Source organism: Staphylococcus sp. 11511212 (assembly GCF_011394755.1).
GTDB classification, from domain to species: domain Bacteria; phylum Bacillota; class Bacilli; order Staphylococcales; family Staphylococcaceae; genus Staphylococcus; species Staphylococcus chromogenes.
On record NZ_JAANBQ010000003.1, the window covers coordinates 437,186 to 458,521 of the forward strand.

The following is a 21,336-nucleotide window of genomic DNA, read 5'->3' on the forward strand; positions in this document are numbered from 1 at the left end:
CAAAATTGGGATAGTCTGTACTATAATTAATACATATTAACGTTATATAAAATTATTTTAAAAATCAAGCAAAAACTTTAAAAATCATACTAAGGTCTAAAATTTATGGGGAAAGGGTGTCGACATGAATATCAATGTGGCTTATTTTGCGGGAGGATGTTTTTGGTGTATGGTACAACCGTTCGATACAAATGAAGGTATAGAAAAAGTCACTTCAGGTTATATGGGCGGTCATACCAAACATCCTACATACGAGGAAGTAAAAACAGGAGAGACAGGGCACTATGAGGCTGTGCGCATTGAATATGATGTGGCACTCTTTTCATACAATAAACTATTAGAAATTTTCTTTTCCGTCATTGATCCTACCGATGCCGGTGGACAGTTCCAAGATAGAGGGCCTCAATACCAAACAGCAATATTTTATACGAATGAAGACCAAAAAGCGCTTGCCGAAGCGTATATTGAGTCACTTCAACATACCATAAATCATGATAAAGCTATTGCGACAAAAGTATTACCCGCTTCTGAATTTTACGAAGCAGAGGCGTATCATCAAGATTTTTATAAAAAGAACCCTGAGCGTTACCAACAAGAAAAAGCCGACCGCGCCCGCTATCAATCTGACTCAATTTCGTAAAGAAAACTCAAGTAAATCTTCTCTTTTAGCTCTCCAGTCATTATGATGCACCGGCATACACATGATTAACAAATAGGCGTCGAGACATAATATCAAGTCTCAACGCCTATTTGTATGTGCCTTCTTTACTGCTTCTCACGTTCCAATACCAAAAGAAGTGAGGTACAAAATACCTCACTCCCATACTTCTATTTATGCATTTTTACGAATGACACGTGTCACCTTAATAAGACTTTCCCAAACATTTTGGCGACGATGATAAACTAAAAAGCGCGATTCCCATTGAGGATTAAACTTACTTTTATATTTACGTAGCCCTTGGAAACTGTATAGCCCATTGAAATGTTCATATAAGCGTCCAGCAAACTTCTCACGCATATGTCCATACGGCATTTGGCCAACGTTCGATAATGTAGCCATACCCATATTGAAATAAGCATATCCTGAATCTTTTGCCCATTGAAGCATATTCAAATATAACGCATCCATAAAAGGCACATCGATCGATTTATCCCAACGAATTAAATCAACAGAGACGACCCTTTCTCCATCTACAGGCATTAATGTAACGAAAGCATCAATGCGCCCTTCTTCAGTCTTTAACACGCCAATAGGTGCTGCATCCAAGTATTCACGTGAAAAATTTCCAACTGAAAAATAAAATTCTTTCTCTTGACCAAGCCAACCGTCACTCACTTCTTTTAAGCGTTTAAACGTCGCTTCATCAACAGGAGACTCAAGTATCTCAAAAGTATATCCCATCGACTCTACTTTATTTAAAGTCGCACGGAAACCACGTCGTTTTTTACCTGAGGTCGTGAACGCTTGTGCATCAATAAGCGCCTCTTCACCTAATTTAAAGAATTGGTTTCCAAAATCATGATAAAGTGATAAATGTTTTTCAGAGACTTGGTAAAATATGACTTCGGCACCTAAATACGTCGCATGCTCATAAAACTTTTCTAAAAGCGAGGCAAAGTGCGCTTCATTTCCGACAGGATCTCCTAACACAATATAAGAATTGCGGTAGTAACGATACATTAAAAAGGCATCCTGTGCTTCATTCACAAACATATTTTTATCGCCACTAAATAAAAGGTGGCTTAAATTATGTCCGCCATATTGATTAATAATATGCTGTCCCACTTCAAAATCTACACTTTCTCGCGGTGTCCGATAATGACGTTCGAAAATATAAATGATAATTCCTACAATTAAGGACATTCCAATAATAGAAAGCCAAAAAGCAGAACGCAAAATGAAATAATCTACTTTAGGCGGTTGCGTATCAATCACTAATAAAAATTCTTTCACTAACACTTGGTTAACAAATAATATCACTGCACTGATAACAATAATATAAATCAATGTCTTTAAACGTAGTGCACGTTTTAACACATGCGCCTTGCGGTATGCGAAAATTAATGGCGCGATTATAAGTGCCGCCGCAATCAACTCAATAGAAATACCGTATACATAGAAATTAGACACAATCAGTATACATAGCGCAACAATGGTAAATAAAATTGCCCGCTGACTCCGATCAAAAATCCCTCTCAGATTTAAAATTAAAATTAAGCTTGCACTCACATTAAAAATATACAAAACAATAAATATTAAATGATGTTTAGAATGTGCTGCATCGACAATAATTCCAAAATTCACTAATAAAAAGATTAAACTTGTCACACCTACTAAAATACTCAAAATAAAAGAAGGTAAGGCATTAATCGCATCTTTTTGAAAAGAGAACACAAATCCCGACACGTCACGTGCAGGTACGAAAAACCGTGAATCGGAAATATAATTTTTGGCATGGGGACCAAATTCGAATATTGTCAAAATTAATGAAATGAAAAGCGGGAAGAAATAATAAGCAAAACGATACACAAGCAGTGCTAACACAATTTTTTCTTCTGAAATGCCAACATATTTCAAACCTAAAAGGACAATTAAATCAAATGCCCCAAATCCACCAGGGATAAATGAAGCTAAACCAGAAATTGCTGCCACGATAAAGACGCTCAAAACGACAGGAAACGATGGGTTAGCCCCTACAATATGTAATGAAAAATAAAGAACGATACTTGCACAAATCCACTCTAAGCTCGAAATTAATGTAAATAATGAACCTAGCCAACGTGCTTTTTGATCAATTGGTGATATTAAAGAAACGATAATAAAGACAGGTAACAATAAAGCAACAATATAAAGAAGGATTTTAATCCAAATAGATGTGTGCTCTAAAAAGCTAACATCTAAAATATGTGTCACGATAAGCAATGATAAAAAGCTTAACCCCGTCAACATCGACGTTAGCATGTAAGAAATAAATTTCACGAGCTTTTTACGTTCATTCGAATAGTTACTATAGAACCATAAACGAACGCCTGCACCAATAAAACCACCAAAACCAATAATGTTATTGAATGCATTAATAATATAGCCTACACGTAACGCTTTAAATTTTGACACTGGGAGTTTAAAACGTGACACTAACACCCAATCAAAAAATGATAACAGTAAAAGTGCAAACGCCCCTAATAAGAATAAACCTAACAGTTCAAATCGGTTAATATGGTTAAAGAGCAAAAATGTTTTCTTAAAATCAATGTGCGATAGCTCTTTCACTAAAACCGTCGTCACGATGACAATGAGCACCATGACAAATGCTATTTTTAAGTACCTCATAATATTTTTATTTAAAGACATACGACACGACCTTTCTGACTGATTGAATACTACTAGGATCAAAGGGTGTAAAGCTTTGATACCTGCAATATTTAAACTGACTGAATTAAACATGCTACAGGATAAACCTAACGTTTGACAAGTACGATAGGCTTATCTCGCAACATATTTAAGCTAATTTTAAGTTCCTTGCATAGAAACACTTTAAAGTGTTTTTTGATTGGATTTTGTCGCCGCATATTCTTCTTCAGGCATTTCATAAAGTCCCGCATCATCAGCGTAGAATTTATTATAACGACGTTTAAATAATAAGAAGATATGCGATACAAGTACTTTCAAAATGGCATAAGCTGGAATACCTAAAATCACACCCACAATTCCTAGTAAGTTACCTGCACTCAACAATACAAAAATAATCGTTAACGGGTGAATTTTTAAAGTTTTTCCCATGACGTTTGGAGAAATAAAATGCCCCTCAATAAATTGTACAGCTGTCCATACAATGATTAATTTAATCAACATAAATGGTGATGTAATGATAGAGATAATAATTGCTGGTGATATGGCAATTGTCGGTCCTAAGTATGGAACAACACTTGTCACTGCAGCTATACTTGCTAATATAAGCGCATAATCAAGTCCAATAATGGAATAACCAATAAATAGTAAAAATCCAATACAAAAAGAAACGATGATTTGGCCTTGAATATAAGATCCTACTTGATGGCTCATTTTGTCTAATAAATCATGTGTATCTTTACGGAATTTAGGCGGGGTAATTTTATTAATAAATCCTTTAAATTTATGGCCATCTTTGAGCATAAAGAACAGTACAAATGGGACTGTGATGAGTACGACGGTCGCATTGACTAATGTTTCAGCAAACGTACGAATTCTAGGTGCGATATTGTCAGACATATTCGGCAAACGCTCTTTTAGGGTGGTCAATGTGCTTTCAATTTGTGTTGAATATTTTTCTAAAAATGGAAAATGCATGACCCGATTTGCAAACTCACTTACTTTTTGAATATAAAAAGGTGCGTTTGAAATAAGACGATCTAATTGGATGGAAACAAGTGGAATTAACAAATTAACGATAATCGTAATAATTCCAGCAATCCCTACAAACAGAATGGTAATCCCCCATATCCGCTTAATATTATAACGTTCCATCAAGTTGATAATCGGATTAAATAAATAGAATAAAATCAACCCAATAATAATCGGTGCAGCTATTGTATTAAATACAATAATAAATGGTTGGAAGACATACGACACTTTATCAAAAATAAAAATTACGATGCCTAATAAGATGAAAATCATTAGTGCAAAAAGTAAATCTTTTCCCCCAAAAAATTTCATAAAACGACTTTCTCGAAAATCAAGGTTTTGACGTTCAAACCCTTGAGATGGTTTGTGTTCCGACATCTAATCCTCACCCTACTTTACTTAAATTAATTATAGTGTATCGTTTTTTTAAATAAATTAAAACATATACCCGCTTCAGGAACATTAAATTTACCTTAGATTTGTTATGAACGATGTGCATTTTATCGTTCAATATACCACAAAAATAAAAGTCGAAACAAAAATACCTATGTAGTCGCTCACGCGGTACATAGGTATGAAATGAATGATTAGGCTTTAAATAAGCTTTCACCGAATTGTAAGGATTGACCTTCTGTTAAATCAACCTCTTGAATATTGCCTTGTGTCACGATGATAGGTGTAATATCACTTTTCGCATTTTCACGAATGTAGTCTAAATCAAATGTTAATAAAACATCACCTGGTTGAATGGTTTGTCCTTCTTCAACGTGCATTGTGAATCCTTCACCATTTAATTTCACAGTTTCGAGACCTACATGAATTAAAAGCTCTACACCTTCGTTTGAAACAAGACCAATGGCATGCTTAGTTGGGAAGAACATTTGTACTTTACCACTGAATGGTGCACGGACTTCACCTTTAGAAGGTTGAATCGCAATGCCATCTCCCATCATTTTTTCACGGAACACTTGATCAGGAACTTCAGAAAGTGGAACGTATGTCCCTTCAAGTGGTGCAACAACCTGCGTATGTTTCGGTGTTACGGTTTCATCAGCTGAATCTGTGGTTTCAACCACGACAGGTTCATCATCCTGATCGTCTAGAGAAACCGGTCTTACTGCTTTACCATCCATAATATGTTGCATTTCATGTTTAATTTGATCTGATTTCGGTCCAAATATCGCTTGCATATTGTTACCGACTTCTAAGACACCAGAGGCACCTAAATCTTTCAAACGCGCCACATCTACTTTACCTTTATCTGCCACTTCAACACGTAAACGAGTGATACAAGCATCTAAATGTTTGATGTTTTCCTGACCTCCCATAGATTCAAGAACGGCATAAGGTAGTTCACTAGCTTCTACTGAAGAAGTTTCTGCCTTTTTATCTTCACGGCCTGGCGTTTTAAAGTTGAATTTTGTAATTAAGAAGCGGAAGATTGTATAGTAAATGACTGCGTATACTAAACCAACAGGAATCACAAGCCACCAAGCTGTTTTGTTCGGTAAAATTCCAAGTAGTACAAAATCAATAAAACCACCAGAGAATGTATAACCTAAATGTAAATCAAGTAAATATAAAATTACGAATGAGAAACCATCAAGTACCGCATGAATAAAGAATAATAATGGTGCAACGAACAAGAATGAAAATTCTAATGGTTCAGTAATACCTGTTAAAAATGATGTTAAACCTGCTGATATCATTAAACCTGCAACAACTTTTTTATTTTCAGGTTTTGCCGTATGGTAAATGGCTAAAGCTGCAGCTGGTAAACCAAACATCATCACAGGGAATTCCCCTTGCATGAATTTACCTGCTGTTAAATGAGACCCTTCACGAATTTGTTCTAAGAAAATACGTTGGTCCCCTTTGAAAATTTCTCCTGCAGCATTTGTATATGAACCAAATTCAAACCAGAATGGTGCATGGAAAATATGATGCAATCCAAAAGGAATTAATAAACGTTTAATAAAACCAAAGAAAAAGACGGCAAGCCCCGTATTAGAATCCAATAAACCAGAACTAAAAGCATTCAACCCAGTTTGAATCGTTGGCCAAATTAATGCCATTGGAAACGCAAGAATAAATGAGAGTGTCGCCATCATAATCGGCACAAATCGTTTTCCTGCGAAGAAACCTAGATACGTCGGTAATGAAATGTTATAAAACTTGTTATAACACCATGCCGCAAGCGCACCAATGATAATACCTCCAAATACCCCTGTTTGAAGCGTTGGAATCCCAAGCACACTTGCAAAACCTTTATCGGCTTGACCTGCCATCTCAGGTGTCACATGTAAAAAGGCCCCCATCGTTTTGTTGAGAATCACAAATCCAACAAATGCTGCGATGGCTGCAACCCCGTCACCACCAGCAAGACCTATGGCAACCCCCATCGCAAAAATAATCGGCAAGTTATCAAAAATAACACTACCTGCCCCCGTCATCATAGAGGCGACGCTTTGTACACCTTCATTTTGAATGAACGGAAGATAATGTTGTAATGCTTCCCCTTGTAGCGCGACCCCAAATGCTAAAAGCAATCCGGCTGCAGGTAGAATCGCAACAGGTAACATTAATGCTTTACCTATGCGTTGCAACTGTCCAAATAGTTTTTTTCCCACTGTAATACCTCCAATTTTTATGATACCAACACAAAAAAGGCATGAGTAAAAATCTATGAATGGTTTTTCACAGATCTGAACTCATGCCTAATCTCACTTAGTAACACGTTACATATTTGATTGAGAAGTCGTAGAAAGTTGTTGAATATGCATTGTTAAATATGCGATTTCAGCTTGATACACCTCTACGCTACTTTGTGTTTGAATCATTTTTACTATTTTAACAGCTATATTGTAGCATAAAGGATATTGTGATTTCAATAACGTTTCAAAATTTAATTCGACGTGCGCACGCTCTCCATTACGAACACGTTGTAATAAAAAATGGATGTGTCTCACAAAACGTTGATATTGAATCGATTGTACTGGAATTTTAATTTGTAAATCATGTTCAATTATTTTAACTGCAGTTTTAATTAACTTTGGTACTTGTTGCGTTTGTTCGATGTCAATTTGATTCGTCTGTGAAGCAATATGTAAAGCAATAAATCCAACTTCATCATCTGGAAAATCAACATTTAACTGTAAATTGATTCTCGCTACGACACGCTTCGCAATTTTATAGGCTTCAGGGTAACTGTACTTCGTCTCACTTAGAAAGGGATTTTGTATAAATTGGTTTTGTTGATAACGCTTAAGTGCAAAGACAATATGATCTGTGAGCGATACGATAAATGACTCATTTTGACTCAAATCAAAGTGCGCCATGATAAGTTGTACAGATTCTATAACAACTTTAACTACGTCTTCATCTGTATGTTCAAGTACCATTTTATAATGGTCTTGTTCTTGTTTATTTTGTAAAGTGAAAATTTTTTCAATGACTTTGTCTGGTTCAATATACTTTCCTGCTTTTTGATTAAAGCCCAACCCTTTGCCAATGACAATGACTTCTTCTTTACGGTATTCACATATTAAGACATTATTATTGAGTACTTTTTTGATTAAGTATGATGGCATAATTTTTTCTCCTCTATCACTTAATAATGATTATATATGGAATATAAAAATAAATAAAGCCACTTTTAAATGATTCAGCGCTTTGGATATGTGATTTAGAAACGTGAAAAGGAGCTAGAACAAGATAATGTCCTAGCCCCAATAGAAAAGCAATTCACTATGTTTAAAATTTATCATATTGTTTTAATCGTTTTTGTGCATCTCCCCAACATTCAATACCAAACAAATTAATTTCTAATTCTTCTGGTCTAAAGATTGGACGTTTACCTTCTTTACGTTGACGTTGATAGTCTTTTGCAACCGCAAAAGCTACATTTGATAAACCAATAATCGCCACTAAGTTCACAATGGCCATCATTCCCATAAATAGGTCGGCTGCTCCCCAAACTGTTTCAGTTTTAACAACAGCACCCACAAATACTAGTAAAACAACAAAACAACGGAAGATGAAGAGTACAATCTTATTTTCAGACAAAAATTCAATATTAGATTGACCATAGTAATAGTTTCCAATTACAGATGAAAACGCAAATAACGTAATCGCAATAGTTAAGAAAATACCACCTGCTGACCCTAAATGTTCGTTAAGGGCGGATTGTGTAACTGCTACACCTTGGGTAGCCCCTTCACCAAACTCTAGGCCTGAATATAATAAAATCATAATCGCTGTCGCTGTACATACGAGTAATGTATCAAAGAACACCCCTAAAGATTGGATTAATCCTTGTTTTACTGGGTGAGGTACTGCAGCAGTGGCAGCCGCGTTTGGTGCTGAACCCATACCCGCTTCATTAGAGAACAATCCACGTTTAACACCTTGTAAGACTGCAAAACCAACAGCACCACCTGCTGCTTGATTCAAACCAAAAGCACTTTTAATTATGGTCATAATCATCGGCACAATTTGATCGATATGTGTCACTAAAATGAACAATACCATCAAAATGTAAATAATCGCCATAATTGGAACGATGAATGATGAGAGCGTCGCAATACTACGCACACCACCAAATATAATAATTGCTGTAATCACCGCTAAAACAATACCTGTAATCACTGGATTCACATTGTATTGCGTATTTAAAGATTCTGCAATTGTATTTGATTGAACCGTGTTAAAAACAAAAGCGAATGTAATGGTAATTAATATCGCAAATACCACACCAAGCCATTTTTGATTTAAACCTTTAGTAATATAATAAGCCGGTCCACCTCGGAAACCGCCTTCTTTATCAGGAACTTTGTAAACTTGAGCTAAAGTCGCCTCAATAAAGGCACTTGCTGCACCGATAATGGCAATAATCCACATCCAAAATACAGCACCAGGTCCTCCTAAAACAATAGCTGTCGCAACACCGGCAATATTTCCTGTACCTACACGTGATCCCGCACTAATAGCGAAAGCTTGGAAAGGAGAAATACCTTTTTCACCGGAATCCAAAGTTTCTGGCTTCTCCGTTAAGGTCCTAAACATTTCAGGCAGCCACCTAATTTGAATAAACTTAGAGCTAATTGAGAAAAATAGCCCAGCTGTCAATAGTAAACCAATTAAATATTGGGACCAAATTAAGTCATTACCTTCAGTAACAATTGTTTTGAACCAATCCGGAATTAAACTATCAAAATCTTTCACTTTAATCCCTCTTTACTTATCAAATTTTCAATATACTCATTTTAAAAAACAACTAGTATCATTCTATCATTGTTATAGAAAAGTGACTATCAATTTTTTAAATGTGCATCGATTTCAAGATGCTTTATTTCACCAAACGTCGTTACATCAACAACGAAACTACCATTTGTATATTGCTCTGATAAGTGGATATCACTAATTTGACCTTGATAATGTTCATTTTCTGAACATAATGTAAATGTATTATTTTCCGGATGACAGACGCGCGCCGCAACCACGCGATGAGGGTTCTTCTTAAGTTCTTTCAGTAAAGTCATGCCACGTTGTGCACGTTTAGCAGACTGTAATAGTGAGGCTTTAATACGTTTTAAAGCACCTCTTTGCGTAGCGATGAGTATGGTATCTTCATTATTAACCGTATCAACTAAAATCACAACGTCTTCATCTTTAAGATTAATCGCTTTAACACCTGCAGCACGTAACCCAGTATCTGGCAACTCAGAGAGTGGGTATGTTAAAGACATGCCTTTATGTGTTAATAAAGTTATCAACTGTAGATCGTTCGTCGCGTTCACTTTCATCACTGAAACAATTTCATCTCCAGCTTTCACTTTCGATGCGACGAGTGGCTTATTCGTACGTGTGGATTTAAAACCTGAAAGCAAGCTTTTTTTTATCATACCATTTCGCGTTGCTGTCACAATCGCTTCTTCATCTGTGAACTGTGACACGACATAGGCTTGAATCACCGTTTCATCTTCATCAATAGGGACAATTTGAGACACGTGCTGTCCTAAATCTTTCCATTTAATATCTGGTAATTTGTGGACGGAAATAAGTAAATAACGGCCTTTATTCGTAAAGACTAAAGCTGTATCTTGTGTGTTAACTTCTTGAATCGTAAGTATTGCATCTTTGTCTTTAAGTCCAATTTCTTCTTTGCCACTTGCATTAAAGCTGCGTAATGATGTCCGTTTAATATACCCTTCACGCGTTAAACTCATGACCACCGTCTCACTTGGCACTATCACTTCTTTATCAATTTTGATTTCAGCGATTTCTTTTTCAATGACAGAAAGACGTGGGGATTTGAATTGTGACTTGATCTCACTCAATTCATCTTTAATCACACTAAGTAAAGCGTCATGATCATCTAAAATATGTTTAAGTTCTGCAATGCGTGCTTCCAGTTCTTTATGTTCATCTTGTAAAGCCACAATATCAGTGTTTGTCAAACGATAAAGTTGTAACATGACAATGGCTTCTGCTTGTTCTTGGGTAAAGTCAAACTCAGAAACAAGATTATTTTTAGCATCACTTTTATTCTTAGAATTACGAATAATTGTGATGACTTCATCAAGAATTGATAACGCCTTGATCAAACCTTCAACAATATGCATCCGTGCCTCCGCATGGCTTAAATCAAATTGAGTGCGTCGTGTCACGACTTCAATTTGATGATTTAAATAGCTATCGATCATTGGTTTGATGCCCATCAATTTTGGTCGTCCTTCACTGATGGCAACCATATTGAAGTTATATGCGACTTGTAAATCTGTATTTTTAAATAAGTAATTTAAAATCGCTGTAGCGTTAACGTCTTTCTTAAGCTCAATCGCAACACGTAGTCCACTTCGATCCGTTTCATCACGCACTTCGACAATACCATCAACTTTTTTATCTGCACGAAGTTCATCAATTTTTTTAACGAGGTTACTTTTATTGACTTCATAAGGGATTTCAGTCACCACAATTTGAGAGCGACCATTCCGTAACGATTCTATTTCAGTTTTTGAACGAATAATAATTTTGCCTTTCCCCGTCTCATAAGCCTTTTTAATGCCATCAATTCCTTGAATAATACCTCCTGTAGGAAAATCAGGACCTTTGATATATTTCATTAATTGACTGACTGAAATTTCAGGTTGGTCAATATATTTTAGAGTTGCAGTAATTACTTCTGCTAAATTATGTGGAGGAATATCTGTGGCGTACCCCGCTGAAATTCCTGTAGATCCATTGACTAGTAGATTCGGAAAACGTGCTGGGAGCACCATAGGTTCCATTTCAGTGTCGTCATAATTCGGTACGAAATCGACCGTTTCTTTATGAATGTCCCGTAGAAGCTGTGCGGATAGTACGCTTAGTTTTGCCTCTGTATAACGCATCGCAGCAGGAGGGTCATTGTCAATACTCCCATTGTTACCATGCATTTCTACGAGCACATGTCGCAATTTCCAATCTTGACTCAAACGTACCATGGCATCATAGACTGATGAATCACCGTGTGGATGAAATTGTCCAATGACATCCCCGACGGTTTTCGCACTTTTACGGAAGTTTTTATCATACGTATTGCCACTGGCATACATCGCATATAATATTCGACGTTGAACAGGTTTTAAACCATCGCGTACATCAGGTAAAGCACGTTCTTGAATAATATATTTACTGTAACGTCCGAAGCGGTCACCAATGACATCTTCTAAAGGTAAACTTTGGATGATTTCAGCCATTATGCATTCTCCTCTTCAGATTCATCATTTAAAATTTGAATTTCATCATTTTCTAAAATACTTTGATCTTCTTGCATACCAAATTGAACATGACGTTCAATCCACTCACGACGTGGGGCAACTTTATCTCCCATTAACGTAGAAACACGCTTAGATGACCGTACTTCATCTTCTATTTGAACACGAATTAATGTACGCGTTTCAGGATTCATCGTCGTTTCCCATAATTGATCAGGATTCATTTCACCTAAACCTTTGTATCGTTGTAAAATAAAACCTTTACCAAACTCTTTTTGTAAATCTTCAAGCTCTTCATCTGTCCAAGCGTAAGCGACTTTTTTATTTTTATTTTTACCTTTTTCTAACTTGTACAATGGAGGCAAGGCAATAAATACGCGCCCCGCCGCTACTAATGGACGCATATATTTAAAGAAGAACGTTAACAATAAGACTTGTATGTGTGCCCCATCAGTATCAGCATCCGTCATAATAATGACGCGATTGTAGTTACTATCCTCTATATTAAAGTCATTACCTACACCGGCACCTATTGTATGAATTATCGTGTTGATTTCTTCATTTTTAAAAATATCTTCAAGTTTCGCTTTTTCAGTATTAATCACTTTTCCTCGTAAAGGTAAGATAGCTTGAAACTTACGATCACGTCCTAATTTTGCAGATCCTCCGGCAGAGTCTCCCTCTACAAGGTATAATTCATTTTTATCCGTATTTTTACTTTGTGCTGGTGTTAATTTACCTGATAATAAGGTATCTTTGCGCTTATTCTTTTTCCCTGAACGGGCATCTTCACGTGCTTTTCGTGCCGCTTCCCTTGCTTGTTGTGCTTTAATGGCTTTTTTGACTAAAGCTTTAGACAATTGCCCTTTTTCTTCTAAGTAGTAAGGTAATTTTTCTGAAACTACTGAATCTACCGCACTTCTCGCTTCAGGTGTCCCTAACTTGGACTTGGTTTGACCTTCGAATTGTAATAAATGTTCTGGGATACGAACAGAAATAATCGCCGTTAACCCTTCACGAATATCATTACCTTCTAAATTTTTATCTTTTGCCTTTAAATCACCTGTGCGTCGCGCATAATCGTTAAAGACACGCGTCATCGCTGTTTTAAATCCAACCTCATGTGTTCCGCCATCTTTAGTTCTAACGTTGTTGACAAAACTCATGATACTTTCTGAATATTGGTCATTGTATTGAAAGGAAACATCTACTTCAATTTCGTTAGATTCTCCTTGGAAAAATGCAACATCATGTAAAGTTTCTTTTCCTTCATTTACATACTTTACAAATTCTTTAATACCCTCTTCATAATGATAAACTTCAGTACGTTCCTTATCAGCACGACGATCCTCTAAGGTAATTTTTAACCCTTTAAGTAAAAAAGCTGATTCTTGTAGGCGTTCACTTAACGTATCAAAATTAAATGAAGTTGCATTTTTAAAGATTTCAGGGTCTGGTTTAAAAGTGACTGTTGTCCCTGTTTTTTTTGTTTTGCCTTTCGCAATAAGTTTTGTTTGCGGGATACCCCCATGTTTAAATTGTTGTTCAACAATTTTTCCATCACGATGAATTTGAACCGTGAGCCACTCACTTAAAGCATTCACTACAGAAGCACCAACACCATGCAAACCACCAGAGGTTTTATAGCCTCCTTGACCAAACTTACCTCCTGCATGGAGAACAGTGAATATGACTTCGACTGTAGGTTTACCTGATTGATGCATTCCTGTTGGCATTCCTCGTCCATTATCGGAAATCGTAATACTTTCATCTGCATTAATTGTGACATTAATTTCGTCACCATAGCCATTTAAAATTTCGTCCATGGAGTTGTCTACAACTTCATATACTAAATGGTGTAGGCCACGCTTATCCGTTGAACCGATGTACATCCCTGGTCTTTTACGAACTGCTTCAAGACCCTCTAGTACTTGAATTGCATCATCAGAATAGTTGTGATTTGTTTTCGCTGACACTCAATTCCCCTCCTACAAACATATGTTCGTTCATAAAACTATACAATAGTTATTCTTATATAAATCGCTTTAAAATGCAAGTCACAATTTGAATTCACGCTATGTTTCATAACACGAGATGGACAAATTACTTATTTAGTAACACCAAAAAACATGACGCTTTTCAAAATTTCGGGTAAAATGGTAGTAGGTACTAAAAGGATGTGAGTATACATGACGCTTTTCCTAGTGATTATTTTAAGTTACCTTATCGGAGCAATACCAAGTGGTTATTTGATAGGTAAACTGTTTTTTAAAAAAGATATACGACAATACGGCAGTGGGAATACAGGGGCGACAAATAGCTTTAGAGTCCTAGGCAAACCTGCAGGCTTCGCTGTCACTTTTTTTGATATTTTCAAAGGCTTCATTGTTGTATTTCTCCCCCCTCTATTTAACGTTGATATACACGGCGTTTTAATTGGTATTTTTGCGATATTGGGTCATGTTTTTCCAATTTATTTAAAATTCCGCGGTGGGAAAGCTGTAGCAACAAGTGCAGGCGTCTTACTAGGTGTAAATCCAATTTTATGTTTAGTCTTAATTTCAATATTTTTTGCATTACTCTATTTAACAAAATACGTCTCACTCTCTAGTATTATTGCAGGTATTTGTTGCGTGATTGGTTCTTTCTTCATCCGCGATTATATTCTACTGTTTATCAGTATGGCAGTCGCCTTATTGCTTATTGTACGCCATACAAGCAATATTAAACGTATTATTAAAGGAACTGAACCTAAAATTAAATGGATGTAACCCATATCGATTTATTTTCACGGTAAATCCATATAAAATGTTGATATAAGTGATCAGCCTTAAATACGAGAGGAGTTTTATGTATGCAATTAGACATGACAGATAACGCAATTCAATGGTTTAAAAAAGAATTAGAATTACCTCAAGAAGGCAAAACGCTCCATTTCTTTGTAAGATATGGTGGAGAATTTCAGTTAAAACAAGGTTTTAGCCCGGCATTTAATATTGAAAATATTAGTGACATTGATGAAATCGGCTACGAAGAAACATTAGATGGTTTAAAATTGATGATTGCTGAAAAAGACCTATGGTATTTTGAAGATCATCGACTAAAAATCGATGTACAAAATGATGAAGTCATTTATGAAGCTGAAGAAAATTAAAATATACCATCCATAAAATAGACGCTTTAATAAGTAAAGACCTGTTCAACATCATATATAACTGTTGAACAGGTCTTCTCTTTTTTAACCCGTGTGTTGATTAACTCGTGCGATAAAAATACATCTATTTTCCGCCATATTTACCAAGTTGTCCTTAGCATGTAAGCTCTTTTTCAACCCCAGCTTGATTTTGCTCATCCACGGAACGATAAACTTCAAACCAGTTAGGAAAAGCTTTATCCAGACGGATAGGTTTACGGCCATCTTTTGTAATAATGACATTATCTGTATAGCCAGTGGTCACTATTTCACCTTTTTCATTATATATCTCATACTGATATCTTGAACGTAATCGCGAAAATTTAGAAACCCATGTTTTGACAATCACTTTTTCAGGATATGTAACACTTTTTTTATAGTTAATATTTAACTCTGTCACAGGAGAAACAACCCCTGCATTTTCCATTTCACTATAATCCAAACCTAGTTTACGAATATAATCCGTACGTGCCACTTCAAACCAAGTAGCATAATTTCCATGATAAATCACACCCATTTGGTCTGTTTCTTGATATCTTGATTCGATTTCTGTTAAAGCATATAGCATGATACGTCCCTCTTTCTTTTGGTCATTATATAACAGTGTATCATAAAGTCCCAACGAATCCTTTTAAGAACCTTTACTGCATGAGATAGCATTTTAAACAAATACAACGAAAACTAAAAATAATTTATGTATAGCGACAAAAAAAGACGAGGACATGAAGATGCCCTCGTTTTTTTCATAATTATATCATTAATTGGCTAACTTTTTACGAAGTACTAGTTGTAAGATACCACCATGACGATAGTATTCGATTTCAACTTTTGAATCAAATCGTGCAAGTGCATTAAATTCAATAATTTGACCGTCTTCTTTTTTCGCTGTAACTTTGACTTCTTGGCCAGGTTCGATATTTTCTGTAATATCAACTGAAATATGTTCTGTGCCATCAAGGCCAAGTGCATCAGCGGAATCCCCTTGTTTGAATTGTAATGGTAATACACCCATCATCACAAGATTTGAACGGTGAATACGTTCATAACTTTGCGCAATGACTGTTTTTACACCTAATAAATTCGTTCCTTTAGCTGCCCAGTCACGTGAAGAGCCCATACCATAGTCGTTACCAGCTAATACAACTAGACCTGTGCCATCTTCTTTATACTTCATGGCTGCATCATAAATGGACATCACTTCTTTTGTTGGCCAGTATGTTGTATAGCCACCTTCTGTACCTGGAGCTAATTGGTTTTTAATACGAATGTTTGCGAAAGTACCACGAACCATGACTTCGTGATTACCACGGCGTGAACCATAAGAGTTGAAATCACGTGGAGAAACGCCATTATCTAATAAATATTTACCTGCTGGTGTATCTTTACCAATAGCACCCGCTGGTGAAATATGGTCTGTTGTTACAGAATCACCGAATTTACCCATCACGCGTAAATCATTTAATGGAGCAATTTGACCCGGTTCTTTTGATAAACCTTGGAAGAAAGTAGGGTTTTGAATATACGTAGATGATGGATCAAAATCATATAAAGGTTGATCTGTCGTTTCAATTTTGTTCCACAACTCGTTATTTTCGTATACGTTTTTATACTCTTCTTTAAATAATTCCGGTGTAACTACGCTGTCTACTGCATCTGAAACTTCTTGAATAGAAGGCCAAATGTCTTTTAAGTAGACATCGTTACCTTGAGCGTCTTTACCAAGTGCTTCGTTTTGAAGGTCGATGTCCACTGTTCCAGCTAATGCGTATGCTACAACAAGTTGTGGTGAAGCAAGATAGTTCGCTTTTACTAATGGGTGAATACGTCCTTCAAAGTTACGGTTACCTGACAATACAGAAGTTACTAAAAGATCTTCTTTAGCCACTGCACGTTCAATTTCTTCAAGTAATGGTCCTGAGTTACCAATACATGTTGTACAGCCGTAACCTACTAGATTAAATCCTAATTGATCTAAATAGTCTTGTAAGCCCGCATCACGTAAATATCCAGTCACGACTTTTGAGCCAGGCGCTAAAGATGTTTTTACGTATTCAGGAACTTTTAAGCCTTTTTCAACAGCTTTTTTAGCAAGTAAACCTGCACCTAACATGACGTATGGATTAGATGTGTTCGTACATGAAGTGATTGCGGCAATAGCAATATCTCCTGTTTTCATTTCAGTTGTACGACCATCTTTGAATTCGATTGTAGCTTTTTTATCAAATTCACTCTTATCAAGTCCATGACCGTGGTTGCCTGCAGGTGCAGTCACTGATTTTTGGAAAGCATCTTTCATGTCGCTTAAGAAGATAAGGTCTTGTGGTCGTTTTGGACCTGATAATGAAGCTTCTACTGTAGATAAATCCAAATCAACAACATCAGTGTAATTTGGTTCAGCTGAAGCATCAAAGAACATATGATTTTCTTTTAAATATTGGTCAACTGTTGCAATTTGTTCTTCTGAACGTCCAGTTAAGCGTAAATATTTTAATGTTTCATCATCAACTGGGAAGAAACCACATGTTGCACCGTATTCAGGCGCCATGTTTGCAATCGTTGCACGGTCTGCAAGTGGCAATTTTTCAACGCCTGGACCGAAAAATTCGACAAATTTGCCCACAACACCTTTTTTACGTAACAATTCAGTCACACGTAATGCAAGGTCTGTCGCTGTTGAACCTTGTGGTAATTCGTTTGTTAAACGTACGCCAATCACTTCTGGAATTGGGAAATATGAAGGTTGACCAAGCATACCTGCTTCAGCTTCAATACCGCCAACGCCCCAGCCTAAGACACCAAGACCATTAATCATTGTCGTATGTGAGTCAGTACCAACAAGTGTATCTGGGAAAGCAACTTGATCTCCCTCAATGTCACGGACATGGACCACATTTGCTAAGTATTCAAGGTTGACTTGGTGAACAATACCTGTTGCAGGTGGTACTGCATTATAGTTTTGAAAAGCTTTTGTTGCCCAATTCAAAAATTGGTAACGCTCATAGTTTCTTTCAAATTCTAATTTCATGTTACGTTCAAGTGCATCAGGATTTGCATAGCTATCCACTTGTACAGAGTGGTCAATAACTAAATCTACGGGCACTTCTGGATTGATTTTCGTTAAGTCTCCACCCACATCATCCATTGCTTTACGTAATGACGCTAAGTCAACGACTGCCGGTACACCCGTAAAGTCTTGTAAGATAACACGAGATGGTTTAAAAGGAACTTCCCCTTTTTCATTTTCTTTGCCAAATGTAGATAAAGCTTTAATGTGTTCATCCGTAATGACAAATCCATCTTCTTGACGTAAAACCGATTCTAAAAGTACTCGAATTGAATAAGGTAAACGACTTACTTCTGTTAAACCTTGCTCTTCTAGAGATTTAAGGTCGTAATAAGTTAACGTTTTACCATTGACTTGAAATGACTTTTTAGCTTGCTCTTTTAATTTTGAAGCCATAGAATATCCCCCCTGATATTATTATATGCCGTTACTTCAATTGTATAATTATCCTTCTCTGAAAACAACAGTCTACCTATGAAAACCCTTAATTCAATGTTTCGTCTTTTGAATCAGATATTATAAGTATAAATTATCAACCACATTGAGTGTAATAAGTATATTTTATCCAATCACCTTATATCTCCATATAAGCTCTCGTCGTTAAAGTGAAATAAAGCATAAAAAAACTGATTACAAAGCGCATAAACTTTGTAATCAGTTGTTTAAAGTCAATTATCTTTCAGAATCTCGTAGTGACTTGCGTTTTGAGATCAGTTCTTCTTCGTAATCATTACGAGAATTTTCAACATATTCTTTTAAGCGGTGTTTATTGGGTGTTAACGTTAATCCTAAGAATTTACGTTCTTTGTTCGCATCTTTGTAGAAACTAATCATCATCAAAATGACGACAAATGAAAATGGCAACGCACTTATAATCGCAGCGTTTTGCAGTGCCGTAAGACCTGCTTCACCATCACCGCCACCTGATAATAATAGAACAAATGCAATTAGTGATTGTGCAACACCCCATGTCACTTTAACAAAAGCGCTTGGATTTTGAGAACCAAATGTAGTTTGCATTCCTAATACAAATGTTGCAGAGTCTGCAGATGTAATAAAGAAAGAGGCAATTAATAATAAAGCAATGATTGAGAGTACCATACCCATAGGCAGATGATGGAATACACCAAACAATTGCGTTTCAACTGACATATCGAAAATTTCTTTATGTTTTTTAGCCGTCTCAATACCTAGGACACCAAATACACTAAACCAGATAAAACTTACAATCACCGGTACTAATAAAACCCCTGAAATAAATTCACGAATTGAACGCCCTTTAGATACACGTGCGATAAACACACCAACGAATGGGCTCCAGCTTAACCACCAACCCCAATAATAGAGTGTCCAACTTGCCATCCACTCTCTTTTTTGAGGGTTAGTTGCAGCTGCATCAAAGCTATTAAATAAGAAAGAATTGAGCAAGCTACCTGTAGAACTGGTCAACATATTTAAAATTAAAATCGTCGGTCCAATAAATAATGCTGCGATTAATAAAACTGTACCTAAACCAATATTTAAATTACTTAAATATTGGATACCTTTACTTAAACCAGACCATGCACTCATAATAAATAAAATCGTAACTACGACAATAATAATTGATTGCGTAATGATGTTGTTAGGAATATTAAATAAATAGTGTAAACCGCCAGCAATTTGTAAGGCGCCCATACCTAGTGATACAGCGACACCTACAACTGTAGCAAAAACAGCTAAAACATCAATCAATGTACCAATTGGCCCATCGACACGGTCCCCTAAAATAGGTCTCAACGTTTTTGAAAGGAGACCTGGTTCACCTTTTCTAAATTGAGAATAAGCTAGTGCTAAAGCGACAACACCATAAACTGCCCAAGCATGAAATCCCCAATGAAAGAATGTTGAACGCAGTGATTCAGTAAAAGCTTCTGTCGATTTCGGATCGGCATTCGGCGGAGAAGCAAAATGCGCAATCGGTTCTGCTGCACCATAGAAAACTAGGCCAATTCCCATCCCTGCACTGAAGAGCATCGCAAACCAAGAAACCGTGTTGAATTCTGGTTTGTCATTAGGTCTTCCAAGTTTTAATTTACCAATTGGACTGAAAATTAAAAATACACAGAAGAATACGATAACCGTAGTCAAAATGAGATAATACCAACCTAATGTACTTGTAATCCAAGCAGTAATTGAGGAAGTAATACCTCCAAATTGTTTTGGTATAAGGACCCCAACTAATACAATCGCAAAAACAATAATTGAACTAAATATAAATACTGGTGAAAACTTCTTACCATTTTGCTGTGGATTTGAAGAATTCATATCAATACCTACTCCCTTTCACTCTATTAAATTTTCAAAGATTAGTGCATTTTTATTAATTCTGTATATTTAAAGTGCTCAAACGCTAAAAATGCAATCGTCATATATACAATAACAAAACAACAAAACATAATCAACGTGGCATTACTATTTAGGTTTTTATAAAAAATTGCTTGTTGCAATATTATGTTATTGAGGTATAATTTTTAAAGTGATTGAAATATGACAAACAGGAGGAACATCATGTTAAAAGAATTTAAAGAATTTGCATTAAAAGGGAACGTGCTTGAACTTGCTGTTGCCGTAGTTATGGGAGCTGCTTTCAATAAGATTGTCACTTCTCTCGTTGAAAACGTAATTATGCCAGTCATCGGTCTTTTATTTGGTGAAATCGATTTCGCTAAAAATTGGACGATTTATGGTATTAAGTATGGTATCTTTATTCAATCTATTATCGACTTCATTATCATTGCTTTTGCGTTATTTATCTTTATTAAAATCGCGAATACAATTGTTAAACCAAAAGAAGTTGTTGAAGAAATTGAAGAAAATACAGTTTTATTAACTGAAATTCGCGACTTATTACGTGAACAAAATAAAAAATCATAAAACGATCTAAAAATATTCAAGAAGT

Annotated in this window: 14 protein-coding genes; 4 read left to right on the forward strand and 10 right to left on the reverse strand. The window is 36.0% G+C overall.

Annotated elements, in window-relative coordinates:
* Positions 1 to 124: 124 nt before the first annotated feature.
* On the forward strand, positions 125 to 640 hold the full coding sequence (gene msrA / locus G8Y84_RS03595) for a peptide-methionine (S)-S-oxide reductase MsrA (protein ID WP_103158874.1): 516 nt from the start codon (positions 125 to 127) through the stop codon (positions 638 to 640).
* A 192-nt stretch (positions 641 to 832) separates the two neighbouring features.
* Here the strand turns inward: msrA and mprF are convergent, their stop codons facing one another.
* The 7 genes from mprF to parE form a co-directional block, all read right to left on the reverse strand.
* Positions 833 to 3,352 carry a bifunctional lysylphosphatidylglycerol flippase/synthetase MprF gene (gene mprF / locus G8Y84_RS03600; RefSeq protein ID WP_105962803.1) on the reverse strand — a complete coding sequence of 840 codons (2,520 nt, stop codon included), beginning with the start codon at positions 3,350 to 3,352 and terminating at the stop codon, positions 833 to 835.
* A gap of 183 nt (positions 3,353 to 3,535) precedes the next feature.
* Positions 3,536 to 4,759, reverse strand: coding sequence for an AI-2E family transporter (locus G8Y84_RS03605; protein WP_037573552.1), 1,224 nt, complete (start codon positions 4,757 to 4,759; stop codon positions 3,536 to 3,538).
* Between the two features lie 209 nt (positions 4,760 to 4,968).
* A complete protein-coding gene (gene ptsG, locus G8Y84_RS03610) occupies positions 4,969 to 7,011 on the reverse strand; it encodes a glucose-specific PTS transporter subunit IIBC (protein WP_105962802.1) in 2,043 nt (680 codons plus the stop codon).
* Between the two features lie 108 nt (positions 7,012 to 7,119).
* A complete protein-coding gene (gene glcT / locus G8Y84_RS03615; RefSeq protein ID WP_037573547.1) occupies positions 7,120 to 7,971 on the reverse strand; it encodes a glucose PTS transporter transcription antiterminator GlcT in 852 nt (283 codons plus the stop codon).
* A gap of 163 nt (positions 7,972 to 8,134) precedes the next feature.
* Positions 8,135 to 9,604: a glutamine transporter AlsT gene (gene alsT / locus G8Y84_RS03620; protein WP_037573545.1), complete on the reverse strand. Its 1,470-nt coding sequence runs from the start codon at positions 9,602 to 9,604 to the stop codon at positions 8,135 to 8,137.
* Between the two features lie 89 nt (positions 9,605 to 9,693).
* On the reverse strand, positions 9,694 to 12,120 hold the full coding sequence (gene parC / locus G8Y84_RS03625; protein WP_105967293.1) for a DNA topoisomerase IV subunit A: 2,427 nt from the start codon (positions 12,118 to 12,120) through the stop codon (positions 9,694 to 9,696).
* On the reverse strand, positions 12,120 to 14,114 hold the full coding sequence (parE, locus tag G8Y84_RS03630) for a DNA topoisomerase IV subunit B (RefSeq protein WP_165806122.1): 1,995 nt from the start codon (positions 14,112 to 14,114) through the stop codon (positions 12,120 to 12,122). The genes parC and parE overlap by 1 nt, the downstream gene beginning before the upstream one ends.
* 213 nt (positions 14,115 to 14,327) lie before the next feature.
* Here parE and plsY point away from each other — a divergent pair, with 213 nt between their 5' ends.
* Positions 14,328 to 14,909: a glycerol-3-phosphate 1-O-acyltransferase PlsY gene (plsY, locus tag G8Y84_RS03635; RefSeq protein ID WP_105962799.1), complete on the forward strand. Its 582-nt coding sequence runs from the start codon at positions 14,328 to 14,330 to the stop codon at positions 14,907 to 14,909.
* An 83-nt stretch (positions 14,910 to 14,992) separates the two neighbouring features.
* A complete protein-coding gene (locus G8Y84_RS03640; protein WP_105962798.1) occupies positions 14,993 to 15,292 on the forward strand; it encodes a HesB/YadR/YfhF family protein in 300 nt (99 codons plus the stop codon).
* 154 nt (positions 15,293 to 15,446) lie between these two features.
* On the opposite strand, the gene menI is transcribed toward G8Y84_RS03640, so the two are convergent.
* The 3 genes from menI to G8Y84_RS03655 form a co-directional block, all read right to left on the reverse strand.
* The gene (gene menI / locus G8Y84_RS03645) at positions 15,447 to 15,899 is read right to left on the reverse strand and encodes a 1,4-dihydroxy-2-naphthoyl-CoA hydrolase MenI (protein ID WP_037573533.1); all 453 of its coding nucleotides are present in this window, start codon (positions 15,897 to 15,899) and stop codon (positions 15,447 to 15,449) included.
* Between the two features lie 189 nt (positions 15,900 to 16,088).
* Complete coding sequence (acnA, locus tag G8Y84_RS03650) at positions 16,089 to 18,791, reverse strand: aconitate hydratase AcnA (RefSeq protein WP_037573531.1); 2,703 nt, start codon at positions 18,789 to 18,791, stop codon at positions 16,089 to 16,091.
* Positions 18,792 to 19,067: 276 nt separating this feature from the next.
* Positions 19,068 to 20,702, reverse strand: coding sequence for a BCCT family transporter (locus G8Y84_RS03655; protein WP_103158881.1), 1,635 nt, complete (start codon positions 20,700 to 20,702; stop codon positions 19,068 to 19,070).
* A 243-nt stretch (positions 20,703 to 20,945) separates the two neighbouring features.
* Between G8Y84_RS03655 and mscL the strand changes: the two genes are divergently transcribed.
* Complete coding sequence (gene mscL, locus G8Y84_RS03660; protein WP_037573524.1) at positions 20,946 to 21,311, forward strand: large conductance mechanosensitive channel protein MscL; 366 nt, start codon at positions 20,946 to 20,948, stop codon at positions 21,309 to 21,311.
* Positions 21,312 to 21,336: the final 25 nt, after the last annotated feature.